We start from the raw sequence: 23,641 nt of genomic DNA, 5'->3' as shown, positions 1-23,641 counted from the left end.
GTGATGTACGGACGACAGCCCAACGATAAGATAAAGGAAACACGGTGATCATTAGTGAGCCGATGTTGACTTATCGTAAGTAGGTAAGTGAAGTCTAGCTAGTCGCTGGGCGCTTCTTGCGCTAGACATCCCAAAAAGCGCAAGGTGCTTACGGTGACAAGCGCTGGAGGGCCAGCAATACGTGTCTTGCTCTTTAGACACGGTTGGTGGACCGAAGCGACCTCGAGCCGATGGCGCCTGGAGCTAGACTTCTTCGAATTTTATAGTTTTTCTTACAAAAAAGCTGCACTGTCGATGTGCAGCTTTTTCATTTCTTAATTTTTTTTTAAAAACTACGAACGTCACCTGTCCTATAACCTTTCTCTTAACCATGCAAATAATATTCTTCCATCCTCTTCTTCAGCTTCAAACATGAGAGAATATTTATCTAAATAGTATTCATACATCCATAGTCCTTCCATTTCATTGCGTTCACTTACATCTGGGTTCCCCAATACTTCTTTTAACTTTGCTGCATCTAGCTCATACCCTTCTGTAGAGAGTGCAATGGCTACTAAGCGGTCCGTCTCAGGATTTATAAAAAAGGTCGCATCATCATACCGAAAAAACTCTCCCCCTTCATAAAAGCCTGTATCAATGGCATCTCCTCTGCTCGTTAAAATGGTTTCTTTAGGAGTGCCTAGTTGGAACTCAATATGATCGAGGTGACCTTCCAATCCTTTTTCAATCCAGTTACTATTGATAATTTGTTTATCCGCAGCAAATACCGTCCCTGCTTCGCTGCTCTTTTCAATTGTCTCCTCAATATTGTAACCCCCATTACTATTAGAGAGTTGATCATTTAGAAAATCAATCGAAAAAATTGTCATAATCACAAACAAAGTCACAAGTGATAATTTAAAGGTAATCTGCTTCATAATCCGTACTCCTCCAAACTTAAAAAGTAAAATAACCATTCTTAAAAAGTCTCTAATTTTGGACTTTATTAAAGCCTGATTTTTAAAGGTTAACTACGTAACTTTTCAACTCCAAATAAATAACGTTCTATGAAATTTATAGCTTGTCCATATAACTGTTTGTTACATGTTTACCCTATGTAATTTAAAAATATGCATCATTTTCATATCAGTTTAATTAGAACAAATACGGTTTGAAAATTTACAAATTGTTATAGGCTAGCAATTATGTATATAATAGGTTTGAAAATATTAAAGTTTTTGAAAGGATTGAAACATTGTGAGTTGGAATGCTGAAGCAACATCTTTATTAGAAGAATTATTAGCACCAGTACCTGTATTTGTAAGACCAATGGCCAAAAAAGGCATAGAAGCAAAAATTAATGAATTAGCAAATGGTGAAGAAGTAACGAAAGACCATGTGATCCGCGGTTATATTTTAGCTTCTCCTGGTCCAATGCAAAAACGAGCTGTAGCTTTATTAAAAAGCAAAAATATTGATTTAACTCCATATGAAGATTTACTAAACTAAAGTATTATAGTTTAACTAAGGGAGAACGGTCTGCTTCTCCCTTTTTATTATAAAGGACCTTTCTCCCTTATCCGTTTATTTTATAAGTATATAATTCCTCATTGAAATCGAATTCCCTTCTTCCTATCCAAATTATTACCAGAAACTTTTTTACCTCTATGTTTTTTCTGAAAATTCCATTACAATATTTAGTATGAATTTTCAAAATAAATACTTAAAGGTTGGTTGGAAATGAAACAGTCTTCTTCTTTTCATAAAGGATGGTTCATGCTCATCCTTATCGTCCTCAGTGTATTAGCTTGTCTTGGCTTTGGCCGTTTTTCATTTGGAGCGATTCTTCCATTTATGAAAGAAGGTTTACTGCTAGATTATCGAGAGACAGGGTTAATCGCTTCATCTATTTTTTTAGGCTATTTAGTCGCAGTCTTGCTTTCTGGTTTTTTTGTCTTGAAATTCACAGCAAAAAGAGTCATTGTTGCTTCACTAATCGTCATTGCTATAGGAATGCTAATTACAGCAAATTCTTCTTCCTTTTTTATAGCCTACATAGGATGCTTTCTCACAGGCCTTGGGACTGGCGGATCCTACGTTCCATCATTAGGTCTTATAAGTCAATGGTTTTCACCTAAAAAAAGGGGAATGGCTATGGGGACAGCTATGGCAGGGTCGGGTATTGGTATGGTATTTAGTGGGTTCGTGGTTCCCACTTTAGTTGTCATCAATATTGATCAAGGCTGGCGCTTAAGCTGGTATTTACTAGCTTTTTTAGTCATAATTATCGCGCTTCTTAATTGGATATTTCTGAAAAATAAACCAGAGGATGTTGGACTACACCCAATAGGAGCAACTGACAGCCGAGTATCACAAATTCACTCACATGGACCATCAGTTGCTAAACCTAAAAATGTATATCGTAACAAAACACTTTGGTTTATTGGGTCGATCTATTTTTTATGGGGAGTAAGTTACTTAATTTTTTCAACATTCCTTGTAGACTACTTAATTACAGACGTTAAATTCACAAGTCAACAAGCTGGTAACTTTTTTGCAGCAGCAGGGATTGCTAGCATCATTAGCGGATTTGTTTGGGGAAGTGTCTCTGATAAAGTTGGGAGAATGGTCGCATTAATGATTGTGTTTTTTACGCAATTTTTAATGTTAATGGGTCTTAGTTTTTCCACAGACAGCTTTTTCATTTTTATGCAAGTGATTATTTACGGTTCAACGCTATGGGGCGTACCGACTATAATGAATGCAAGTGTAGGAGACTATATTGACGCGAAATACATTCCAGTCGCAATGGGCTTTGTAACGATATTTTTTAGTGCTGGGCAGCTCGTTTCTCCGATAGTAACCGGTATTCTAATTGATTATACTAATTCCTATTTAAGCGCTCACTTTTTATCAGCGATTACATGTTTAATTTGTGGAATTGGCTGCTACGGTCTATTTTACAACGAACGGAAAAAAGCTACTCTATTAAAAGTAGAATTATAATGTTATATCTCTTTTTTACCTGGCTTTAAATACGATTGAGCTACTGAACGAACAGAAGAATTCCAAAAGGAAATCGATTGGCACATCGCTTCTTGAACGGTTTCAGCGCCCTCCTCCTCCCAGTAGCTCAATGTTGTTTTTCCGTGAATTTCACTTACAAATTTGGTCCAAAATTGAATTACCTTCTCAGCATCTTCACCTTCAACCGAAATCATATATGACTCTCCAATTGTCGTCATTAACATAAACGACATTAATCCTAGCATACTCTTTCCATTGCATTGATGACTTTTCGTTTGAAAGTAGATCTTGCTGGAAAAACGTTCATTTACTGTTACAAGTTCGATTACTTTTCTTACCGTAAACCCTTTTGGAAAGATCAATTCCTTTTCAAGTTTCATGTAAATCCCTCCACACTTGTTGTATTGAGGGTTATTATAATAATAAACCAACAGATCTAACTACAATTATGTAACATTTGATAACAGAGAAAATGAAACATCTACAAAGCTGGTTATCTTATAGTAATCTCATGAGGGCTCTTCTTTACACATCTTCTACTGGTAAACGAAGTGCTTTTCTAAATTTCTTCTCTCGGAATCCTAGAATTAAGTTCCCATTAACTAAGGTTGCTGGTGTACCTATAATCTGTTTTTCTTTTAATTGATCATAATACTCTTTTACAACCGATACATTTCTTTCTTCGTATTCGATCCCCCACTCTTGTAACGACGTTTTTACCTTCTCGCAATAAGGACACCCTTTACTTGTATAAACAATAACTTCCATTCACTACCCCTCCACTTTTAAATTGTTACTCATTATAATCTGATTGACCTAGAAATAACTTCATGGGTAAGTAACGTTATATTGAAATCCAGGACTTTATTATTGTCTTTTTATATTATCATGGACAATTGCATGAAAAATTAGGAAATCAAGAATTAAATCGCACAAATTATTGGTAGAGTTATTATGGTACCAGGTACCTTTAGTTTACTAAAGCGTTTATTAATATAAAAAAAGAGGCTGACCTAGTGTCAGCCTCTTTTTTGTTGCTAGCTTTCTGTAGTAACTTCTTTACCTTTTGTTTCTTTCTCTACTGTTTCAACATATAAGGAACGGCTTGGGTAGGCAATAGATGCTCCTTCTTCCTCTAAAATCTCCATTATTTTTAAATTGATATCTTCTTTTACTTCTAAATACTCGCTCCAAATCGTTGTTTTCGTATAAAAATAAATAAACACATCTAAGCTGCTTTCATTAAATTTATCAAAACGAACCATAATCGTTTCAGGGTGAACCTCTTCATGATTTTGGATTAATTCATTTATACGGTCGACACATTTACGCATTTGTTCTCTAGTCGTTTGATAAGTTAAACCTAAGTTAAACATAATTCTCCGTTTACCCATGTTACTAAAGTTTTCAATTTCTTGATTGGCTAATGTTGAGTTTGGGACTATAATAACGGAATTAGCAAACGTACGAATTTTTGTACTTCTAAAACCAATGTCTTCAACAACACCTTCTACTGAAGGTGTCTTAACCCAGTCCCCAAGTGAGAATGGTTTTTCTGTTATAATTACGACCCCGCCAAAAAGGTTTCCTAATGTACTTTGGGCTGCAAGAGCAACAGCCAGTCCACCAATCCCTAAACCTGCAACTAAGTTGTTAATATTATGTCCCCACGCTTGGGCCACTAGACTTAAGATAACAGCGATAACTACAACTTGTACGACCTTTGAGAAAAATGGAATTAAAATATCATCAAATTCTACATCGAGCTTCTCTTTTAGTTTTTCAAACACTGCTGAACTCTTACTTGACAGCTTAACTAAACCCGATCCAATAACTAAAATAACAATCGTATTAAAAATACGGTCCACTAATAACTCGGTACCAATTGGAAGATCATGCGTTTTTATTCCAATATAGATCGGTAAAAAGATAAAAAAGGTCCGAAGCGGCTTTTCAAACGCATTTAAAACCGAAATGAAAAATTCATTATTCGTTTTATTAATCAATTTTGAAAGTAAATAGATTACAAGCTTTGATAACCATCGATTGATAAAAACAAAGAAAACGACAATGATAATCGTTGTAATTTCCCGATATTGCATAAAAAGTGCAATCAGTTGATTCATTAATTCAGGCAACGTATTATTCCCCCAATCAATCTTCCTTCACTTCAGTTCCCTGTGGTAATACTATAGTAAAAATTGTACCAAACCCTGGCTTACTTTCAACCGTAATTGTTCCACCATGAAGTTCGACAATATGTTTTACAATTGCTAGACCTAAACCACTTCCACCATTTTTAGATGTTCTCGATTTATCAACTCGATAGAACCTTTCCCAAATAAAAGGTAATTCACTTTCTGGAATGCCTTGTCCGTTATCTTCAATTGAAATCTCGAGATGTTGCAACTGTTCATTTTTTTCAATTCGTACTTGAATCTCACCATTTGGAGTATAACGAATACTATTTTCAATTAAATTTTTTACTACTTGTTTCATCTTTTCTTTATCAAAAAATGCAGACCACTCGTTATTCTCTATCTCTAGCTTTAATCTAATATTTTCCTGCTGCAGTTTCAAATCAAAATCTAGCTGTAAATCATGGAACCAAGAATATAAGTTTACAACATCCTTATGAAGTTGTATATTCCCCTCCTCGTATTTTGCCAGTTCAAACAAATCATTTACGAGTACCTCCATACTCTTAGCCTGCTTGTAGATCATCTCTGCTTGTTTTTTACACAATGTGTCGTTCTCTTCTCGATCCTTTAACAGTGCAGCATACGCTTTAACATACGTTAGCGGGGTACGTAAATCATGTGAAATATGAGATAGAAACTCTTTTCTTGTTTTATTATAACGCTTTAATTGATTTGACATTTGTTGAATATCTTGCGCTAGCCGGCCCACTTCATCATTAGCCGTCGTTTGAATTTCATACTCAAAGTTCCCTTGAGCAATTTGATTAGTTGCTTCCCCCATCTTTTGCAGTGGTTTTGTTAGTACTCTTGTTAAATATAAAACAAATAAAAGACCAACTATGAAAATGATAATACTCATAATAAATACAAGTTGGAGGATACTATTTTTTGTTGTTTCGAATTCCCTCATGTCTTGATCAATAAACAAATATCCTTTAACTCTTTCGTTTACGTAGATAGGTTTCATCGACCATATGTGCTGAATAGGATGTTCTCGTATTGAGACATAATCTGTAATCGGTTGTTTAATACTTGGGTGAAGCGTTGTTGTATTAATTATTTGTTCGATCCATAAATGGTACGCCTCAATTAGATCCGCATCAATGGGCTGTGCCATTACTAAGGGAGTTAAATGTTCATCAAAAAGAAGAAAGTTAACAGTATCTTCTTTTTCCATTTTTAATACATGCAATATCGTATCAATCACAAAGTGATTCTCAATACTTTCTGCATGAGCTACTAGTCGATGTTCTAACTGTTTCGTTAGGTGATCTCGATAAAATTCTTTGGACTGAATATAAAACGTAAAGCTCATCGTTAATATTGTGACTAATAGGGTAATTACTAAGAGCATCGCTAGTTTTGAAGAGAGCTTCATTTTGTCCTCCAATCATCAGGAAAGGTCTTCAACGACTTGATAACCAATCCCCCATACCGTTTCAATTACTTTTTGTGTGTATCCTGTTTTCTTTAACTTTTCACGAATGTTTTTAATGTGAGCATCAACATTTCTAGCATCGCCATCAAAAGAAAAATCCCATTCCAATTCAACTAATTGTTCACGTGAATAAACTCTGCCTGGATGACTAGCCAGCCGAAAAAATAATTGATATTCTTTTTTCGTTAGTGGAACAACTTGTCCATTGTAGGATACTTGATATTTTTCTTGATCAAATAGTAACCCATGAATTTCAAATATTTGTTCAGTAATTGTTGATCGTCTTATAACCGATTGGATTCTTGCAACCATTTCACGCGGTTCAAATGGTTTAACGATATAATCGTCTGCGCCTTTATTTAACCCTTTTACGATATCATCTGTATCGCCAAGTGCAGTTAATAATATGACCGGAATCTCTTTCATTTTCTCAATCTGTTTCATTTCAGTCAGTACGGAAAAACCGTCCATTATTGGCATCATTACATCAAGGAGCACAAGATCTATACTTTGTGAGTCAAGGATTTCTAATGCTGCTTCCCCGTTTTCTGCTTCTACAGTTTCATAGTCATTTTGTAAACATATACTAATCAATTCACGCATATCGCTTTCATCATCTACAATAAGAATGATCTTTTTTTTCATTGATTTGTCCTCCAATTTAATTTGTAACTATGTTTTATTTTTTGACGTCTATATAATGACAATTAAAAGGATGTGAATCATTTGGAACGAGAAGTTGAACAATATTTTAATGATGATATTTTACTTCAAGCAGCTGCTGTCTATCAAATCCCTTACTCCTCATTAAAAAAATTAGGAAGCTTTGAAAACTACGTGTTTCAAGGAATCAATTCTTACGGTGAAGAGGTCATCTTAAGGTTAACCCATAGCAGTCATAGAACGAAAGAACAAGTTGAATCTGAGCTTCACTGGGTATCCTACTTACATAAAAATAAGGCTCCCGTATGCGGCTGCTTACCTTCTGTTAACAATAGCTTTGTTGAAATGATCAAATCTGAAGATACAGCTTTTTTCGTTAGTCTATTTGAAAAAGCTATAGGTTGCCCCGTTAAAGTGACTGACGAAATATTTGATCAAACATTATTTTATAAATGGGGGAAAACGATTGGCCACTTTCATCGATTAACAGTCAACTATACGCGACCAGGTTTCATTACAAAACGTCCGGATCTAGTCGAAGAGTATGACAAACAGTTTGCACCTTTTTTACCTGAAAATCAAAGGTTGCTATCCAAGGTAAATGAAGTTTTACAGACGGTCAAGCAATTACCAAAGTCTCCGGTACGTTATGGGTTAATTCATTCTGATGTTCATTCAGGGAACTTCTTTTATGATGAAGCTACAGATAAGATTACTGTATTTGATTTTGATGATTGTTCTTATCATCATTTTATTAGTGATATCGCAATCCCCTTATACTATTCTGCTTGGTTAAAATACGACAACCAACAAGACAGAAATAATTTTGGTCATGAATTTCTTATGCATTTTGTTAAGGGGTATCAAACCGAACGTTCTATACACTTAGAAAGCCTTAAAGAAATTTCATTATTCTTTAAATTAAGGGACTGCGAACTATATGGTGTTTTTCATAAAAAATGGGATACACCTAACTTAGATGATCGTCAAAAAAGTCTTTTAAATGAAATTTATCAACGAATAATGAACGATCAGCCACTTATTCAACTAAACTTAGAGAAGATCATTCAATCCCTATAATTATAATTAACATACATCTAACAACTATAGACTAAAAGTATGTAGAAAATATAAAGAGATTGTTGAGAAAGCACAAAGAGGCTGACTTAAATGTCAACCTCTTTGTTCTCCTTCTATATTTTCAAGCATATCGTGGACGACATACCCTACATCACCGCCACCTTGATCCTCTTGCTTTAAAGTCGCCTGTTCTTCTTCTATTTCAAATAAATCCTGAGCCCATTCGCTGCCCATTTCTAAAATCATATGAGATAGCGGTTTATTTTCAGATGGTGTAACGTTCATTTTTTCAAAAAGATCTTGCCTCATCTCTTCTCCCCGTTTTGGTGTCAGTAAAAGTGCGCTCGTAGCGCCGATCATTCCACCAACAAGAGTTCCAATGACAAAACCTGGTCCTAAATTACTTTTTTTACCCACGACACCAACTCCTCCTAAGGCACTTTTGTTTTACGATTGTTATTACTTACCTTTTTTCCTTAAAGTTAACATACCCGTTTTTAATTCATATATGCCTTTTCCGATCTGAATGAGAATAAAGTCATATTCATTATTTTCACTTTCTTTTTGAACTTATAGCCACACATCGTTACAATAGAAGTATTCATTATTGAAAGGGCGTTGATGTAATGATTATTAGAGAAACTGAAGATGCATTTATAATGATTAAACAACATGACCACGCCTTTCTCTCAGGAAGAGTCGTTGAGCACTTCTCACCGGAATTACTCCAATCCAATCTTTTCATGGAAGATGTACGTTATGCTGCTTATGAGCATGACCGGAGTTGGATTGGTTTAGACGAAACTCCTATATGGAATGACCAAGCTCAAGTGCCCTACTCGTTTTCAGATTTTCCCCTTATTCCGAAGCTGGCATTTTACAAGATTGGACTAGATGAAATTGAACAAGTCAATCCATATGCAAGCTTATTATGTAGTCTCCACTATTGCTCGTTCTTTTCGAGATCTACTGATGAACGTACAGTTCAATTTCTAAATCATGAACGAAAGAGACAAACAAAAATTAAACAAAATATAAAAACTCTTAACCATGAATTACTTTTGGAGCATTTCCGCTTACTGCAACTTTCAGATGACCTATCATTGTATATTTGCCTTAACGAACCAGGAGTCGAAAAAAACATAGAACATCCTTGGTTTGTTGCTGGGTTTGCAAACTCGGAAATTTTTACAGGTAATAATAATCCTTTTGTAGCAAATTGGATTAATCAAAACGAAATAAGGGTTAGTTCATTTCCATTTGATACTGAATTTGAGTTAACATTAAAGTACAAGACTGTATTAAAAAGTGCTATAAAAGTCATGGGTATTGTAAAAGCCTATGAAAATAGTTTGTCAGAAGAGCATCAAGTCTTCATTCGGCAATAATATTGAAAGTTACACTTAAATTTAAATATGGAAAGAGGATCATTATGGAAAACATAGCAGAAAAGTTAGCACAGAAACAATTAGACTCTTATAATAATCAAAACCTCGAAGAATTCTTATCCGTTTATAGTGAAGATGTGGAAATTTATGAATTTCCTTCAACATTAGTTTATAAGGGGATTGAAAAAATGAGAGAACGTTATGACCAGCTATTTCAATCAAACCCAAATCAACACGCTGTCCTTCTTTCACGAATGGTTAATAACAATAGGGTCATTGATCATGAACATGTAACAGGTAGAGCAAATGGAGTTGACGTCTATGCAATCGCGATCTATGAAGTGGAAAACGACAAAATTACAAAAGTTTGGTTTATAAAGTAAAACTTTTCAGTAGGGATTTTCTCATCCCCACTGAAAATTAGTTGAACCAATCGGGTTGTTAATGGCGCTTATCTCCCACTTAGCCTTTTTTGCTTCCTTAAAGACTTGAAGTGGAAGTCTTAGTTTCAGTTAAACGGGATAAAATAAGAATAAAAAAACATCGTGAAACGAATGGCTTTCACGATGTTTTCATTTCCTATTTTAATTTGATTCCATAGATTTGACCACCACGAGAAGCGACGACTAATGTGTCATGAAAAACCGCCGGTGACGCTTCAATATTAGCCCCGACATTCATTTTACTAATCAACTCACCAGTTGCCCCGGATAGCAGATGGAGGTTACCAACAGAATCGGCTTGTACAATATATGACGTTCCAGACTTGCTATAAACATCAACTGGAGATGACCAAGCATAATTTGTCATTTCCCAACGCCAAACTTCTTCACCTGTTTGCTTATCTAAAGCAACCATAACACCACCGCTCATCGTTTTATAACGAGCCACTGTAAAAATAACTAGGTCTTGAATATCCTTTTTCCCCATAATCGGTGTAGCTAATAAACCACCATTCACACCGTCAAAGAAAAATGCTGGATAGTCTTTCTGCCAAACAATTTCTCCTGAAAGACCATTTATTTTTCTAAGCATCGCTTTCCCGTTATGACCTTGTTTATCAACTTCTGTTCCTGTATACAAATATGGGACATCTTCTTCAATTTCGAGGATGATCGTAGCATCGGTATCATCCGATCTACCTAAGGCCCATACTGGTTTATTTTTGGTTAAATCCATTGCTAGAACACTACCGCCATTATCGGCAAAGTAGGCTAGATTCCTATATATAGCTAAAGAATTTTCAATTCCTTGATATTGATTTCCATTGACTTTATATCTTAGCTTTATCGTTTCTGGCTGAATTGATATTTTTCCATTCTGCCTATCAAAATTCGTATGCAAATTCAGAGAATAAAACAAACCATTTTCTCCACCAACATATAGCGTATCCGTCATACGGTTAACGACAGCAGAACTATCAAACGCTCCCCAGTTTCTATAGGCAAATGGATCGATCCCAGGTATAAAATGAAGTAATTCTCCATCTATTAAACTATAAATCGAAAATCCAATTTTCCCAGATTGTGGGATGCCATGCCCGACATAAAGAAGTGGATATCCTCTAGGATCAACAGAGACACTTCCTTTAATGGGATTTCGAACATTTATCGGTTTTCTAGTGGACTCTCCAGTTTCTAAATCTAAAAAATAAACATGACCATCTAAAGAGCCTTGAATCACTTCTACAAACTCTTCTCTTTCCTTAAATGGATGTGACAAATTCATCACTTGTCTAACGTCATCTTCCCACTGGATCACTACAGGTTGGCCAGTCCAACCCGCTCCGCCTCCCCAATTTGGACTTGAAGATGTTTGGAAGTTCCAACTAATATCAAAAAAAGAAAGCCCTTCATTGACATTACCGAAAGTTGGAGCATTTCTTAAATGATTCCCCCTAAATGTTAATACACCTTTAATTTCTGAGTAAGTCTCTGGAAAAGTCATTGGCATTGCTTCGGTATGAAATGTCGTCTTTTGACTCGGCCCCATAAGATTAAAACTAATATTGTGATGATCATAATTCGGTAAATCAATTAGTACTGGATATTCAATCGGTTTCCTAAATCGAATATTTGAGTCAATTGATTTTTTAAAATTCTCTTTTTCCTTCATAGTATGGGAATTCATAAGATGGGTTTCGTCCATCAGTCTAAGAGTTGCCTCACTTTTTTCAAATGTAAGGAAATAGAAGAGAATACAAGCTGATAAAACAATCGTGAAAACTGTAAGACTTGAATAGATTATTTTTTTCATAACATTTCCTCTACTATTCATTTGTTTTCTTTATTCTATCAGACTTTTATCACAGACTGTCACACTTATTTTTTGTTACTTTTTTACACACACTACAACAAATTGACCTTATTTTTAACTAGTTAGTTTACTTTTGAATTTAGTTTTTCTAGAGTTTCTCTTTTTTTGCACTACATTAGTAAAATCAAATAAAGACCCTTAATATGATCCATAAATATATAAAACCACATAAGTTTTTCTATTGAAAATCTCATGTGGTTCACCTTTTTTATTTATTGTAAGTTTTTATTAATTTTATCGAGTACACGTAAGAAAACAACTAAATCATCTTTCGGTATTCCATCTGAAATTTGTTGTATTGTTTTTTGTGCCTGCTCAATGAGACCAATTTGCATCTTTTTTCCTTCAGAAGTCAAAAAGATAAGGTTGGTTCTTCCATCAACAGGGTGCTGCACTCGTTTAACTAATCCTCGCTTTACCAGGTTATTAATCAACCTTGAAACACTCGGTTGATCTTTACCGGTTAATGTCGCAAGTTGTTGTTGTGTCAGCCCGTCTTCTTCCCATAAGCGGATCATAATCGACCACTGGTCATGTGTAACAGGAAAATCGTTATCTTTAAAATTTTTATTTAATCGATTAATAACGAGTCGACCTGTGTTAGCAATTCTGTATCCAATCGATTCTTGCAAAACGTACTTTCGATAGTCCATATTGATCCCCTATTCATTCGCTCATTTAATACTTTGATCGTACAATAAGGGCACGTGTTGTTCAAGTTTTTCTTCAACGTCGTCCCGTTATAACAGTTCGACCACTTGATTAAGTAATTGTTGACCAGTTATTACGGCTTCACCGCCGCCCTGAGCTAATGCTTCGTTTCCACCACCCTTACCATTAACTAATGGTAACGTTTGTCTAATTATGCTATTCATACTTACTTCACTCGCAGCTCCTCGGCCAAATACGAATTGAAGCTTGTCTTCATTTTCTGCAACTAGGAACACATTAATGTCATTTCTTTCAGATGTCAGCAGTCGAACTAATTTTTGCAACTCTTGAATGGTGCGCCCTTGAAAAACGCTAGTTAAAATGGGAAGCCCATGTTGAAGGTTCGTCTTTTCAAGAAGTTCCCTCACCTCGTACTTCAGTAGAAGTTCTTGAGACTCTTCTAACGTTTTTTGAAGTTCTTTTTCATGATCTAGTAAACGATTAACAGCGAATACGATATCTTGTTCAGGTGCACTCAGCAATTGAGTTAACTGATTAACTACATTGTGCTTCGCTCGAAATTGAGTCAATACACGTTCTCCACAAACAAACTGAACTCTAATCTTCTTTTTTTGACGTTCCCAATTTAAAATTTGGATCGCTCGTACTTCTCCTGTTGATTTCGGATGCGTTCCACCACACCCGTTGTAATCCAATTCAGGTATGATGACAAGGCGGATATCATTTTGAACGCTTGGTACTTTCCGTAATGGGTATTGCCTTAACTCCGATTCAGTTACCCATTTTGTTTCAACCGAACGATTTTCAAGAATGACTTGATTAGCTAGAAACTCCACTTCACTCACTTGTTCTTCTAGAAGTTGATCAATGTCTAAATCAATCGTGACAAATTCTGATCCTAAATGAAAGCTTATGGTTGAAATATTGAACAACTCTTCAAAACAAGCAGATAAAATATGTTGGCCCAAATGTTGCTGCATATGATCAAAACGACGCTGCCAATTAATGACACCGAAGACTTCATCGACACCATCTAAAGGCTTTTCTATATAATGACGAACTTCTCCATCGATTTCTTCAACATTTATAACAGATACATCATTTAACGTTCCTACATCATGTGGCTGTCCCCCGCCTGTAGGATAAAATGCAGTTTCAGTTAAAACGGCATAAACGTTTCCTGTCTCATCTTTTTCTTGCTTTATAAGCTGTGTAGTAAATGATTGAATATACGCATCACTGTAATATAATCGTTCTATCAAACAAAACACTCCTTATGAACTCTTTACTTCATACACTTCTTTTGGTTAGTCTTTCTTGTTATTATACTATACTAAAAAACAGTGCGGCCGAATATGCCACACTGTTTTAAAAACTGCTTATTTTGTTTGAGCAGCAAATTTTGCTTTCGCTTCGATACGACGACGGTGCAAAATTGGTTCTGTATAACCACTTGGTTGCTCAATTCCTTTAAAGACAAGCTCGCACGCTGCTTGGAATGCAACCGAGTTATCAAAATCAGGTGCCATTGGACGATACTCTGCATCTCCTGCGTTTTGCTCATCCACAACTGCAGCCATACGCTTCATTGTTTCTAATACTTGTTCTTCTGTACAAATGCCGTGGTGAAGCCAGTTCGCCACATGCTGACTTGAAATACGTAATGTCGCACGGTCTTCCATTAATCCAACATTATTAATGTCAGGAACTTTCGAACAACCGACACCTTGCTCTACCCAGCGTACAACATAACCTAAAATACCTTGTGCGTTATTATCAAGTTCTTTTTGGACTTCTTCAGCACTCCATTGCGGATTGGACTCTACAGGGATTTGTAAAATTTGATCCTGTAAGTTTGTAATGCTATTTTTCAGTTCGTTCTGAATAGAAGTCACTTCAACTTGGTGGTAATGTAAAGCGTGTAATGTTGCAGCTGTTGGTGACGGTACCCAAGCTGTATTGGCACCCGCTTTAAGTTGACCGCCTTTTTGCTTTAACATTTCTGCCATTAAATCTGGCATTGCCCACATTCCTTTACCAATTTGCGCACGTCCTTGCAAGCCACACGCAAGACCTACATTTACATTTGACTTTTCATACGATTGTAACCATGTAGAAGACTTCATATCGTTTTTACGAATCATTGGACCTGCTTCCATTGATGTATGCATTTCATCTCCCGTACGATCAAGGAAACCTGTATTAATGAACACAACGCGTTCTTTTACTTCATTAATACAATTTTTTAAGTTTAGAGATGTACGACGTTCTTCATCCATAACCCCAATTTTTAATGTATGGCGCTCAAGACCAAGTAAGTCTTCGATACGGTTAAATAGTTTGTTAGAGAATGCAACCTCTTTAGAACCGTGCATCTTTGGTTTAACGATATAAATTGAACCTTTAGTTGAATTCGAGAGTTTCCCATTTTTCAACAAGTCATGCTTTGCTATTAAACTAGTAACTAACCCATCTAAAATACCTTCTGGAACTTCTTGACCATTCGCATCAAGTACTGCGTTGTTTGTCATTAGATGACCAACGTTACGAACGAACATAAGCGAACGACCACGTAAAGTTAATGTATTCCCAGAAAGAGCTGTATACTCACGATCTGAATTCAACTCTCGAGTAACCGTTTGATTACCTTTTGCGAATGTTACTGATAAATTACCTTTCATTAGCCCTAACCAGTTACGGTACACTTCAACTTTGTCTTCTGCGTCTACTGCAGCTACGGAGTCTTCACAATCCATAATTGTTGTAAGTGCCGATTCCATTAGGATATCTTTTACACCAGCTTGATCTGACTTACCGATTGGATGGTCACGATCAATTTGGATTTCAAAGTGCAAGCCATTATTCACTAACAAAATAGTTGATGGATCTTCAGGATGTCCCTGATAACCTACTAACTTTGTTTCATCTTGAAGTTCAGATGTTTTTCCACCACTATGTATAACAACTAATTTATTATTTTTGATTGAATAATTTTCAACATCTTTATGAGATGCACCTTCTAATGGCGCAGATTGATCAAGAAAGTCTTTAGCAAACGAAATAACTTTTTCACCACGAACTGGGTTATAGCCTTTTCCTTTCTCAGCTCCATTTTCTTCCGAAATAGAATCCGTTCCATAAAGTGCATCATATAAACTGCCCCAACGTGCATTTGCTGCATTTAATGCATACCTTGCATTATTAACTGGCACAACTAATTGCGGCCCCGCTTGAAGCGTGATCTCATCATCAACGTTTTCCGTTGTAATCTCGAAATCATTCACTTCAGTTTCAAGATATCCAATCTCTTGTAAAAATGATTTATATGCATCAAAAGAAAAGTCTTTATTTTCTTTATGCCAAGTACTGATTGCTGATTGCAATTCCTCACGACGTTGTAATAATTCCTTGTTTTCTGGAGCTAATTCAGTGATTAACGTTTCTAAATTTGACCAAAATTGCTCACTTGTAAGCCCGCTTTCTGGCAGCGCTTCGGAATTAATAAAGTCATAGAGTACAGAAGCCACTTGAAGATTTCCTACTTGTAAATAGTCTTTCATATTTATTGCCTCCTTCATAAGATCACATTGTACAATTAGTCAAAACAGCTATAAAACTGTTATATAACATTATGAACTTATTATATAACATACAGACCAAAAAAGAAACAATTCTGAAAAAACTAACCGAGAATTTTCAAAATGTACCTTACGAAAAATATATGTAAACTAGGTTGCCCCATTGCTCTAATACAAAAAATATTTGAAACAATTTATTATTATGAAAATAGAGCTACAAATAATGAGCTTTAGAGCTCCAATCTACCTTTTTATGGAATTATTTGATCCTAAGTCTGGCTTTAGAACATTATTCTACCTTTATATGGTAACATTCCATTCTAAGTCTGGCTTTAGAGCATTATTCTACCTTTATATGGTAATATTCCATTCTAAGTCTGGCTTTAGAGCATTATTCTACCTTTATATGGTAATATTCTATTCTAAGTCTGGCTTTAGAACCCTATTCTACCTTTATTTGATAATATTTCATTCTAAATCTAGCTTTAGAACATTATTCTACCTTTATATAGTAATATTTCACTCTAAATCTGGCTTTAGAACCCTATTCTACCTTTATTTGGTAATATCCCATTCTAAATCTGGCTTTAGAACCTTATTCTACCTTTATTTGGTAATATTTCATTCTAAATCTAGATTTAGAACCTTATTCTACCTTTATATGGTAATATTTCATTCTAAGTCTGGCTTTAGAACCTCAATCTACCTTTATATGTAAATATCACATTCTATTATTACCTTTAGGAGCTTACGGTGATTAAAAAACCAACACACTCGAAATCTCGTTTAAACCCTTCTCATCGACAGCTGATTTCAACCCTTCTTTTTAAGCGTTGTTACGACTTCGTTTTCGTACCTTTTACTTTATAAGACTAAAAATAATATTTATCCATTACGAAAAACCGTCTTTAGACCAGACGGTTTTTCTTTGAGTTAATGTCTTTTTCTATGCTTTTTCTTTCATTACCTGTTGTTGAAGCACTTTAATTGCCAGGCGATATTCTTTTACCTGTTCCTTAGAAATCTCGTTATGTCCGTACCTTACTCTTTGGTAGGTTGTAGTTATGATCTCTTTAATATCTTTATCTACCTCAAAAGGACGAAGCCATTCCTCAATCGTTTGGCCTTGGTTTCTTCCCATCCCTTTTTTAGCAAGATTCCTATCTAAATCAAATAGCATGCGCCTAATCTCGTTTTTAGGCTTTTTTCGTCGCCAAAATCGATTAGAATGGTTATTACCTTCTGATTTTAAACTGTCAACTACCAAAGTGTTCGAACCCTCTTGCACTATTGGTCGTAACTTTTTCTTAACGATTATAGAAATGATCCAAATGACAAGACCAATCCCAACAAGTGCCAAAAAGACATTTCCAATAATTGAAGCTAAATCAAAAATAGGAAACTCTCTTATGTCCTCTAGAGGGTCCACGAGTTCACTACTTCCTGCTTCTCCTTCTTGTTCGATCATATTTGGATCATAAAAGCTTAGTAAATAAAAAAATGGATAGGCAATCAAATAAAACAAATAGGCAATAGCTCGGATGATAAAAGATAAAATGATGTTTAATACAGGGAATCCAAACCATCCTAAAGCAGCTACCGCACCTAAAAGAAGTAGAACTCCTATCTGCCAAAAAACCTCTCCAGTAGTTTTTATATCTGCTCCTTTACTTTCAAAGGAGAACTTAAATAACTTAATTGAAACCACTAAGAGAAATTGGATGACAATGATTAAAATAAAAACATCTCTATTCTCCAACGTAAAAAAGTGTAGAAAATAAAGTAATCCAATAACAAACGTACTCAAAAAGATATTCCATGGCTCATTCGTTTCTTCTACGACTGAGAGAACCCGCCAAAATATATAGCCTGCTAGTAAAAAAGCCAATAGATAATGAAAACCGAGAACAATTGCTAATATCGAAACTAGCGGAATACAAAGCATCCCTAACTTTTTATTTTTTGTTTTAAACAACACAAGTATGTAAGTGACAACAGCTAGTATCATTAAGACAGCAGAAGTCAACGGCGGATATTCACCGTGAATGATATAGAGGGGAAGAATAATCAAATATAGCAAAAGTACTTCGATACTAAATTGAAGAAAATGAATGACTTTACGTTCCTTGAGCTTCATCTACTTCACCCCCCATAGATAAAACTTGACCAGCATCTTCATGAGAAGCAACACGGTAAACGGTCGCTCCCGCTAGTTCCCACTGCTTGTAATTAACCTTTACTTTTTGATTTACAGCTCCAAAGTGAAGATAAAACATTTGATTTTTTGTATTCGATTGAATATAGTGAAGCATCTCTTGACAGTCAGTAAGTACCGTACTCTTACTCACTCTTGCTAATAATTCAAGTGCTTTTAAGAGATGATCCTTTCCTGTTCCGGTTGGTAAATGAATAAATGGTCCGCTTGGCCCTCTCATATTAATAAACAACTCAAACGAGATTTGATTTTCAATGGCAAATTGACACGTATATGCGACATGGCTTAGGACTTGTTCTAGTTTTTCAATGGTTTGATGCTTAATTTCTGTACTTTGGATATTTACAATTAGACACCATTTCGAAATCGTCGTTCTTTCATATACTTTGGTTTGTAGTGATTGGGTCCTTGCGCTAGCTTTCCAATTAATCTGGTTAAATGGGTCGCCTGAAGTGTAGTCTCGAGTCCCCATGGCCATCATCATATCTTCATGGAGTGAATGATTTCTCGGGTGTTCTCCTTGGTAATGTTGTAAAATTTGCTGTAGACCACGGACAGGAACTAAGGAAGGATATACGATAAGCTCTCCCCTAAATTGACCTCGATACCCTAGTCGAACTTTCCCTAGATGCATCATATCTGAAATTGTGTATTCGATTGTTCTTAACTGAACAATCCCTCGTTTACGTGCTTTTACATTCGTACGGTGAATGACTGTTTGCTGACCTAATACAACGATTGAAAACGAATAGACCCCTTGCTTATTCGTTGGTTGATCAATCATTGTTATCGCATCATCCCGGTCATAAAGGAAAAGGGTTAACTCCCCTTGAGTTATTGGCAATTTCGTTATGTTTACGATCGGAATTTTAAGAACCCCTTCGTCTTCTGGAAACATCCGAACAGTAACTTTCTCACTAGGTATCGATAGATTATTACTTATATATTTTAAATAATAATGGTTAAGCAGCAGAAGCATGATAAACAGCAAAAAAACACCAAATAGAATGGCTGATTTTGAATAAATTAAAATGACAAATAAGATAGGCAATGACCATAACAAGTAATTATATAGCTTAGGAACAATATATTGCTCGGTCCAACTCATGATCGATCAGATCCTGCTTCAACAGGAACATCGACTTTAGCTAATATCTCTTCTAGTGCCTCTTGTTTCGTTTTTCGCATCGAACCTTCTATTGAAAGAACTAGTCGATGAGCGAGAACATACCGAGCCATTTCTTTGATGTCTTGTGGTGTCACATAATCACGACCAGATACATAAGCTTTAGCTTGTGATGCTCGCATTAAAGCAATGGTTCCACGTGGACTTACACCAACTTCAACATATGGTGAACTTCTCGTTTCCTTAATGATATGTAAAATATACATTTCTACTTCATCTGTTATCTTCACCTTTTTAATGTTTTCTTGCATTACCTTAATATCATCTAACGTTAAAACGACCTCAAGTGAATCAATCGGTTCATTTTCACGATACATCTTCAGCATTTTCTGTTCTTCTTGTAAATTCGGATAGCCGACTTTTATTTGAAGTAAAAAGCGATCCATTTGGGCTTCTGGCAGGGCGAATGTTCCTTGTTGGGAGTCAATCGGATTTTGGGTAGCTATTACAATAAATGGAAAAGGTAATTGAAGGGTTTCTCCATCAATCGTTACTTGCCTTTCTTCCATTACTTCAAGTAAGCTCGCTTGTGTTCTCGGCGTTGCTCGATTGATTTCATCAGCTAATAAAATATTTGTCATGACAGGACCAGGTCTTAATTCAAAAGCTTGTTCCTTTGGATTGAAAAATTGGATTCCTGTCACATCACTAGGTAACACGTCTGGTGTAAATTGAACTCGTCGGAAGGTAGCATCAAGACATTTTGCCATCGACTTCGCAAGCATCGTTTTTCCTGTACCAGGTACATCCTCTAGTAGTACATGCCCTCTACTTAATATAGCGATCACCATTAATTCAGTCATTTCTTCTTTCCCAACCAACACTTTGCCAATTGAGGATTTTAGCTCGTTTATTTTTTCTAATCTATTCATTTAGCTTCCTCCTTTTAGTAAAAACATTACAATACTTCCTTCTATTAAAAAAACGTGGTGATAACATCATCATTTCCACCTAGCTCATATTATACTAATCCTTCGTTCTATAGTTTCATTTTTTTCATCTTTTCGACATATTTTAAAAAAATTTATAAAATTTCTTACAACTCCTCAATAGTTACAGTTCTATACTACCCCTCCTTTATTACCATTAATTTCAAAAGTTTATTTTCGAAATCTTTTAATTGTAGTAGTTTTTGTCCTAAATTATCCTCAAATATTTCGAATTCCGAATATATAACTCAAATAATAAGTTTCACCATCAATTTCGACATGGAAATCTTAAGTCTTTTGCACTAACTTTCTTTACTAGAATGTTAAATAATATGTCATTTAGGAATATTCTCTCGTTTTAGAAAATTAAAAAGGTTATTAACTGAATGTAACGAATTTTTAAAAATATTGTGGGAAATCGTGTGAAATTCGGAGGTGAACATAAGAAAAATAGCTACTATCCACTAAAAAACTCAATAAGGGGTGTTTTATTAAATGTGTCGTAAATTTAAAACGCTTGTCGTTTATTCACTAATTTTCGTATTGGCACTTTCAAGTTTTAGCACTTTTGGTTCATCTGTTAATGCTAATCAATCTTCATCAAATTTTGCAAATATCCAACTTGACTTTGATGGAAGCTCTTCTGAAATAACAACAGTAATCGTAGAGTTAGAAGAAGAGTCAATCGTTGAAGCAAAACATAAAGGAAAAAAACAAACAAAACAAAAATTAGAAGCTGAGCGTAAGGCAGTGATTGCAGATATTAAAAACGCTGTAAGTTCTGTAGAAGTAAACCAAGAATATGATTATGTTTTCTCTGGTTTTTCAATTGAAATTGCAGAAAACGAGATTGCTAATCTTGCTGCAGTACCTGGCGTAAAAGCGGTCTATGCAAACCAAACGTATCAAGTGACTTCAGTAGATGAAGGTGAACTGTTAGAACCTGAAACATTCAGTCCTGCAATGATGGATAGTGCACCACATATTCAATCGGACCTGGCTTGGGATGCTGGTTTCACTGGTAAAGGTGTGACTGTAGCTATCATTGATACGGGTGTTGACTATACTCACCCAGACTTAGTTGATAACTTTGGTGATTATAAAGGGTGGGACTTCGTAGATAACAATGATGATCCACAAGAAACACCTCCAGGCGACTCTCGCGGTGGCGCAACTAACCACGGTACACACGTTGCGGGTACAGTTGCAGCAAACGGTGCTATTAAAGGAGTAGCTCCTGAAGCAACACTTCTTGCTTATCGTGTATTAGGTCCTGGTGGTAGCGGAACGACTGAAAATGTTATCGCAGGTATTGAAAGGGCTGTTCAAGATGGTGCTGATATCATGAACCTATCATTAGGTAACAGAACGAACGACCCTGATTTCGCTACAAGTATTGCACTTGACTGGGCAATGGCTGAAGGTGTAGTTGCTGTTACTTCTAACGGTAATAGTGGTCCAAACAACTGGACAGTTGGTTCACCTGGTACTTCTCGTGAGGCGATTTCTGTAGGTGCAACACAACTTCCTTACAACTTATTTAGTGCAGAAATCTTTACTTCTGAAGGGGTAAACTATCCTAGTGCTGAAGTAATGGGGCACCCAAGTGAAGAAGAACTTATTAAATTAGATGGGCAAACATTAGAATTTGTAGATGTTGGTCTTGGTGCAGTTGCTGATTTTGAAGGAAAAGATGTTCAAGGAAAAATCGCTTTAATTAGCCGTGGTGAATTTGCATTTGTTGACAAAGCACAAAATGCTAAAAATGCAGGTGCAGTCGGTGCGATTATTTATAACAATGTAGCTGGTGTTCAACCTCAAATCCCTGGAATGGCTGTTCCTACGATTATGACAACACAAGCAGATGGTCAAAATCTTTTAGCTGAGCTTGCTAAAGGTAACAACGAAGTTACATTTTCAATCGCATTTGATAAAGCTGTTGGCGAAACAATGGCTAATTTCTCATCTCGTGGTCCAGTTATGAATACGTGGATGATTAAGCCAGATGTTTCAGCTCCTGGTGTAGCGATCGTAAGTACAGTTCCTACACATAACCCAGCTAATCCTCATGGTTATGCTTCTTTACAAGGAACCAGCATGTCGGCTCCACACGTTGCAGGTGCAGCTGCTTTAATTTTACAAGCAAATCCAGACTGGAGTGTAGAATTTGTTAAAGCTGCGTTAATGAACACTGCGGAAGACTTATATGATGCAAACGGAAACCTTTATCCACATAATAGCCAAGGTGCAGGAAGTATCCGTGTACTTGATGCTATTAATGCTGAAGTATTAGCCACACCTGGAAGTCATTCTTTTGGTATCTTCTCAAATGAGGAAGACAAAGAAGTAAGACGTCAAAGTTTTACCATTCATAACCTTTCTAATGAAAGAAAAAGATTTACAATTGAATTTACAGGTCATGAAGGAATTAAAGTACAAACAAGCAATAACTTACAAGTACAAGCTGGGCAAACACAAAACTTAAACTTTGGGGTTCAAGTTGATGTAGCTAATCTTAAACCTGGCTACCACGAAGGTACTTTCCTAATCAGTGACGGAAAAGAAACAATTAAAGTTCCGACAATCATTTTTGTACAAGAGCCTGATTATCCGATGCTTTCCGGATTATCTCTTGGTCTTTCAGGTGGTAACTTAGTTGGAACAGTTAATGTCCCTGGTGGCGCTGCAGAATTTAACTTAAGAATTCGTAATGCCGATACAGGTGAATTGCTAGCTGAGCCTGCAAAAGCAACAAACATCTCACCTGGAATCCATAGCTTTAGCTGGAATATGACGATCAATGGCCAACCACTTACACCAGGTCGTTATCAAATTAACGCTTATGCTAAGACTGGTCCAAATGAAATGGAATTAGTAGGTGGCGTATTAACAATTACATCTGAAGAAGAATAAAATTTATGAACAAAAACGATGTGCCTATAGCAGACACATCGTTTTTGTCATTTAAG

General features: G+C 35.8%; 20 protein-coding genes. 6 read left to right on the top strand and 14 right to left on the bottom strand.

From position 1 onward, the window contains the following. Positions 1-350: 350 nt before the first annotated feature. Positions 351-917: a hypothetical protein gene (locus AC2VNP_RS17270; RefSeq protein ID WP_486918529.1), complete on the bottom strand. Its 567-nt coding sequence runs from the start codon at positions 915-917 to the stop codon at positions 351-353. A 319-nt stretch (positions 918-1,236) separates the two neighbouring features. Here AC2VNP_RS17270 and AC2VNP_RS17265 point away from each other — a divergent pair, with 319 nt between their 5' ends. Together AC2VNP_RS17265 and AC2VNP_RS17260 are read left to right on the top strand one after the other, a co-directional pair. Continuing rightward, positions 1,237-1,488 carry a DUF2621 family protein gene (locus AC2VNP_RS17265; RefSeq protein WP_275117781.1) on the top strand — a complete coding sequence of 84 codons (252 nt, stop codon included), beginning with the start codon at positions 1,237-1,239 and terminating at the stop codon, positions 1,486-1,488. A gap of 231 nt (positions 1,489-1,719) precedes the next feature. Then, positions 1,720-2,985 carry an MFS transporter gene (locus AC2VNP_RS17260; protein ID WP_486918528.1) on the top strand — a complete coding sequence of 422 codons (1,266 nt, stop codon included), beginning with the start codon at positions 1,720-1,722 and terminating at the stop codon, positions 2,983-2,985. A gap of 2 nt (positions 2,986-2,987) precedes the next feature. Here the strand turns inward: AC2VNP_RS17260 and AC2VNP_RS17255 are convergent, their stop codons facing one another. The 5 genes from AC2VNP_RS17255 to AC2VNP_RS17235 all read right to left on the bottom strand — a co-directional run bounded on the left by AC2VNP_RS17255 (position 2,988) and on the right by AC2VNP_RS17235 (position 7,290). Next, positions 2,988-3,386 (bottom strand): HPr family phosphocarrier protein, encoded by a 399-nt coding sequence (locus AC2VNP_RS17255; protein WP_486918527.1) that lies wholly within the window; start codon positions 3,384-3,386, stop codon positions 2,988-2,990. A 145-nt stretch (positions 3,387-3,531) separates the two neighbouring features. Next, positions 3,532-3,774 (bottom strand): glutaredoxin family protein, encoded by a 243-nt coding sequence (locus AC2VNP_RS17250; RefSeq protein WP_486918526.1) that lies wholly within the window; start codon positions 3,772-3,774, stop codon positions 3,532-3,534. A gap of 269 nt (positions 3,775-4,043) precedes the next feature. Further along, entirely contained in the window at positions 4,044-5,144 is a 1,101-nt protein-coding gene (locus tag AC2VNP_RS17245; protein ID WP_486918525.1) for a mechanosensitive ion channel family protein, read from the bottom strand. 16 nt (positions 5,145-5,160) lie between these two features. After that, a complete protein-coding gene (locus tag AC2VNP_RS17240; protein ID WP_486918524.1) occupies positions 5,161-6,585 on the bottom strand; it encodes a sensor histidine kinase in 1,425 nt (474 codons plus the stop codon). A gap of 15 nt (positions 6,586-6,600) precedes the next feature. Further along, a complete protein-coding gene (locus tag AC2VNP_RS17235; RefSeq protein WP_486918523.1) occupies positions 6,601-7,290 on the bottom strand; it encodes a response regulator transcription factor in 690 nt (229 codons plus the stop codon). 81 nt (positions 7,291-7,371) lie between these two features. On the opposite strand from AC2VNP_RS17235, the gene AC2VNP_RS17230 reads away from it, so the two are divergent. Further along, on the top strand, positions 7,372-8,388 hold the full coding sequence (locus AC2VNP_RS17230) for a phosphotransferase enzyme family protein (RefSeq protein WP_486918522.1): 1,017 nt from the start codon (positions 7,372-7,374) through the stop codon (positions 8,386-8,388). 93 nt (positions 8,389-8,481) lie between these two features. On the opposite strand, the gene AC2VNP_RS17225 is transcribed toward AC2VNP_RS17230, so the two are convergent. Continuing rightward, positions 8,482-8,805, bottom strand: coding sequence for a YtxH domain-containing protein (locus AC2VNP_RS17225; RefSeq protein WP_486918521.1), 324 nt, complete (start codon positions 8,803-8,805; stop codon positions 8,482-8,484). A gap of 209 nt (positions 8,806-9,014) precedes the next feature. On the opposite strand from AC2VNP_RS17225, the gene AC2VNP_RS17220 reads away from it, so the two are divergent. Together AC2VNP_RS17220 and AC2VNP_RS17215 are read left to right on the top strand one after the other, a co-directional pair. Continuing rightward, positions 9,015-9,776: a DUF3891 family protein gene (locus AC2VNP_RS17220; RefSeq protein WP_486918520.1), complete on the top strand. Its 762-nt coding sequence runs from the start codon at positions 9,015-9,017 to the stop codon at positions 9,774-9,776. A 44-nt stretch (positions 9,777-9,820) separates the two neighbouring features. Then, positions 9,821-10,159, top strand: a complete 339-nt coding sequence (locus AC2VNP_RS17215) for a nuclear transport factor 2 family protein (protein ID WP_486918519.1) — start codon at positions 9,821-9,823, stop codon at positions 10,157-10,159. 196 nt (positions 10,160-10,355) lie between these two features. Here the strand turns inward: AC2VNP_RS17215 and AC2VNP_RS17210 are convergent, their stop codons facing one another. The 7 genes from AC2VNP_RS17210 to AC2VNP_RS17180 all read right to left on the bottom strand — a co-directional run bounded on the left by AC2VNP_RS17210 (position 10,356) and on the right by AC2VNP_RS17180 (position 20,615). Further along, entirely contained in the window at positions 10,356-12,032 is a 1,677-nt protein-coding gene (locus tag AC2VNP_RS17210; protein WP_486918518.1) for an outer membrane protein assembly factor BamB family protein, read from the bottom strand. A gap of 272 nt (positions 12,033-12,304) precedes the next feature. Next, on the bottom strand, positions 12,305-12,745 hold the full coding sequence (locus AC2VNP_RS17205; protein WP_486918517.1) for a MarR family winged helix-turn-helix transcriptional regulator: 441 nt from the start codon (positions 12,743-12,745) through the stop codon (positions 12,305-12,307). An 87-nt stretch (positions 12,746-12,832) separates the two neighbouring features. Then, positions 12,833-14,026: an alanyl-tRNA editing protein gene (locus tag AC2VNP_RS17200; protein ID WP_486918516.1), complete on the bottom strand. Its 1,194-nt coding sequence runs from the start codon at positions 14,024-14,026 to the stop codon at positions 12,833-12,835. 117 nt (positions 14,027-14,143) lie between these two features. After that, complete coding sequence (locus AC2VNP_RS17195; RefSeq protein WP_486918515.1) at positions 14,144-16,324, bottom strand: malate synthase G; 2,181 nt, start codon at positions 16,322-16,324, stop codon at positions 14,144-14,146. Positions 16,325-17,288: 964 nt separating this feature from the next. After that, complete coding sequence (locus AC2VNP_RS17190) at positions 17,289-18,479, bottom strand: DUF4129 domain-containing protein (protein WP_486918514.1); 1,191 nt, start codon at positions 18,477-18,479, stop codon at positions 17,289-17,291. Next, positions 18,460-19,665, bottom strand: a complete 1,206-nt coding sequence (locus AC2VNP_RS17185; RefSeq protein WP_486918513.1) for a DUF58 domain-containing protein — start codon at positions 19,663-19,665, stop codon at positions 18,460-18,462. The genes AC2VNP_RS17190 and AC2VNP_RS17185 overlap by 20 nt, the downstream gene beginning before the upstream one ends. Further along, on the bottom strand, positions 19,662-20,615 hold the full coding sequence (locus tag AC2VNP_RS17180) for an AAA family ATPase (protein WP_486918512.1): 954 nt from the start codon (positions 20,613-20,615) through the stop codon (positions 19,662-19,664). Before AC2VNP_RS17180 ends, AC2VNP_RS17185 begins: the two co-directional genes overlap by 4 nt. A 552-nt stretch (positions 20,616-21,167) precedes the next feature. Here AC2VNP_RS17180 and AC2VNP_RS17175 point away from each other — a divergent pair. After that, on the top strand, positions 21,168-23,585 hold the full coding sequence (locus AC2VNP_RS17175; RefSeq protein WP_486918511.1) for a S8 family serine peptidase: 2,418 nt from the start codon (positions 21,168-21,170) through the stop codon (positions 23,583-23,585). The last annotated feature ends 56 nt before the right edge of the window (positions 23,586-23,641 follow it).

Source organism: Alkalihalobacterium sp. TH-98 (assembly GCF_057473385.1).
The sequence above is the reverse complement of the archived record's forward strand: the minus strand, read 5'-3'. Positions and strand labels throughout refer to the sequence as shown.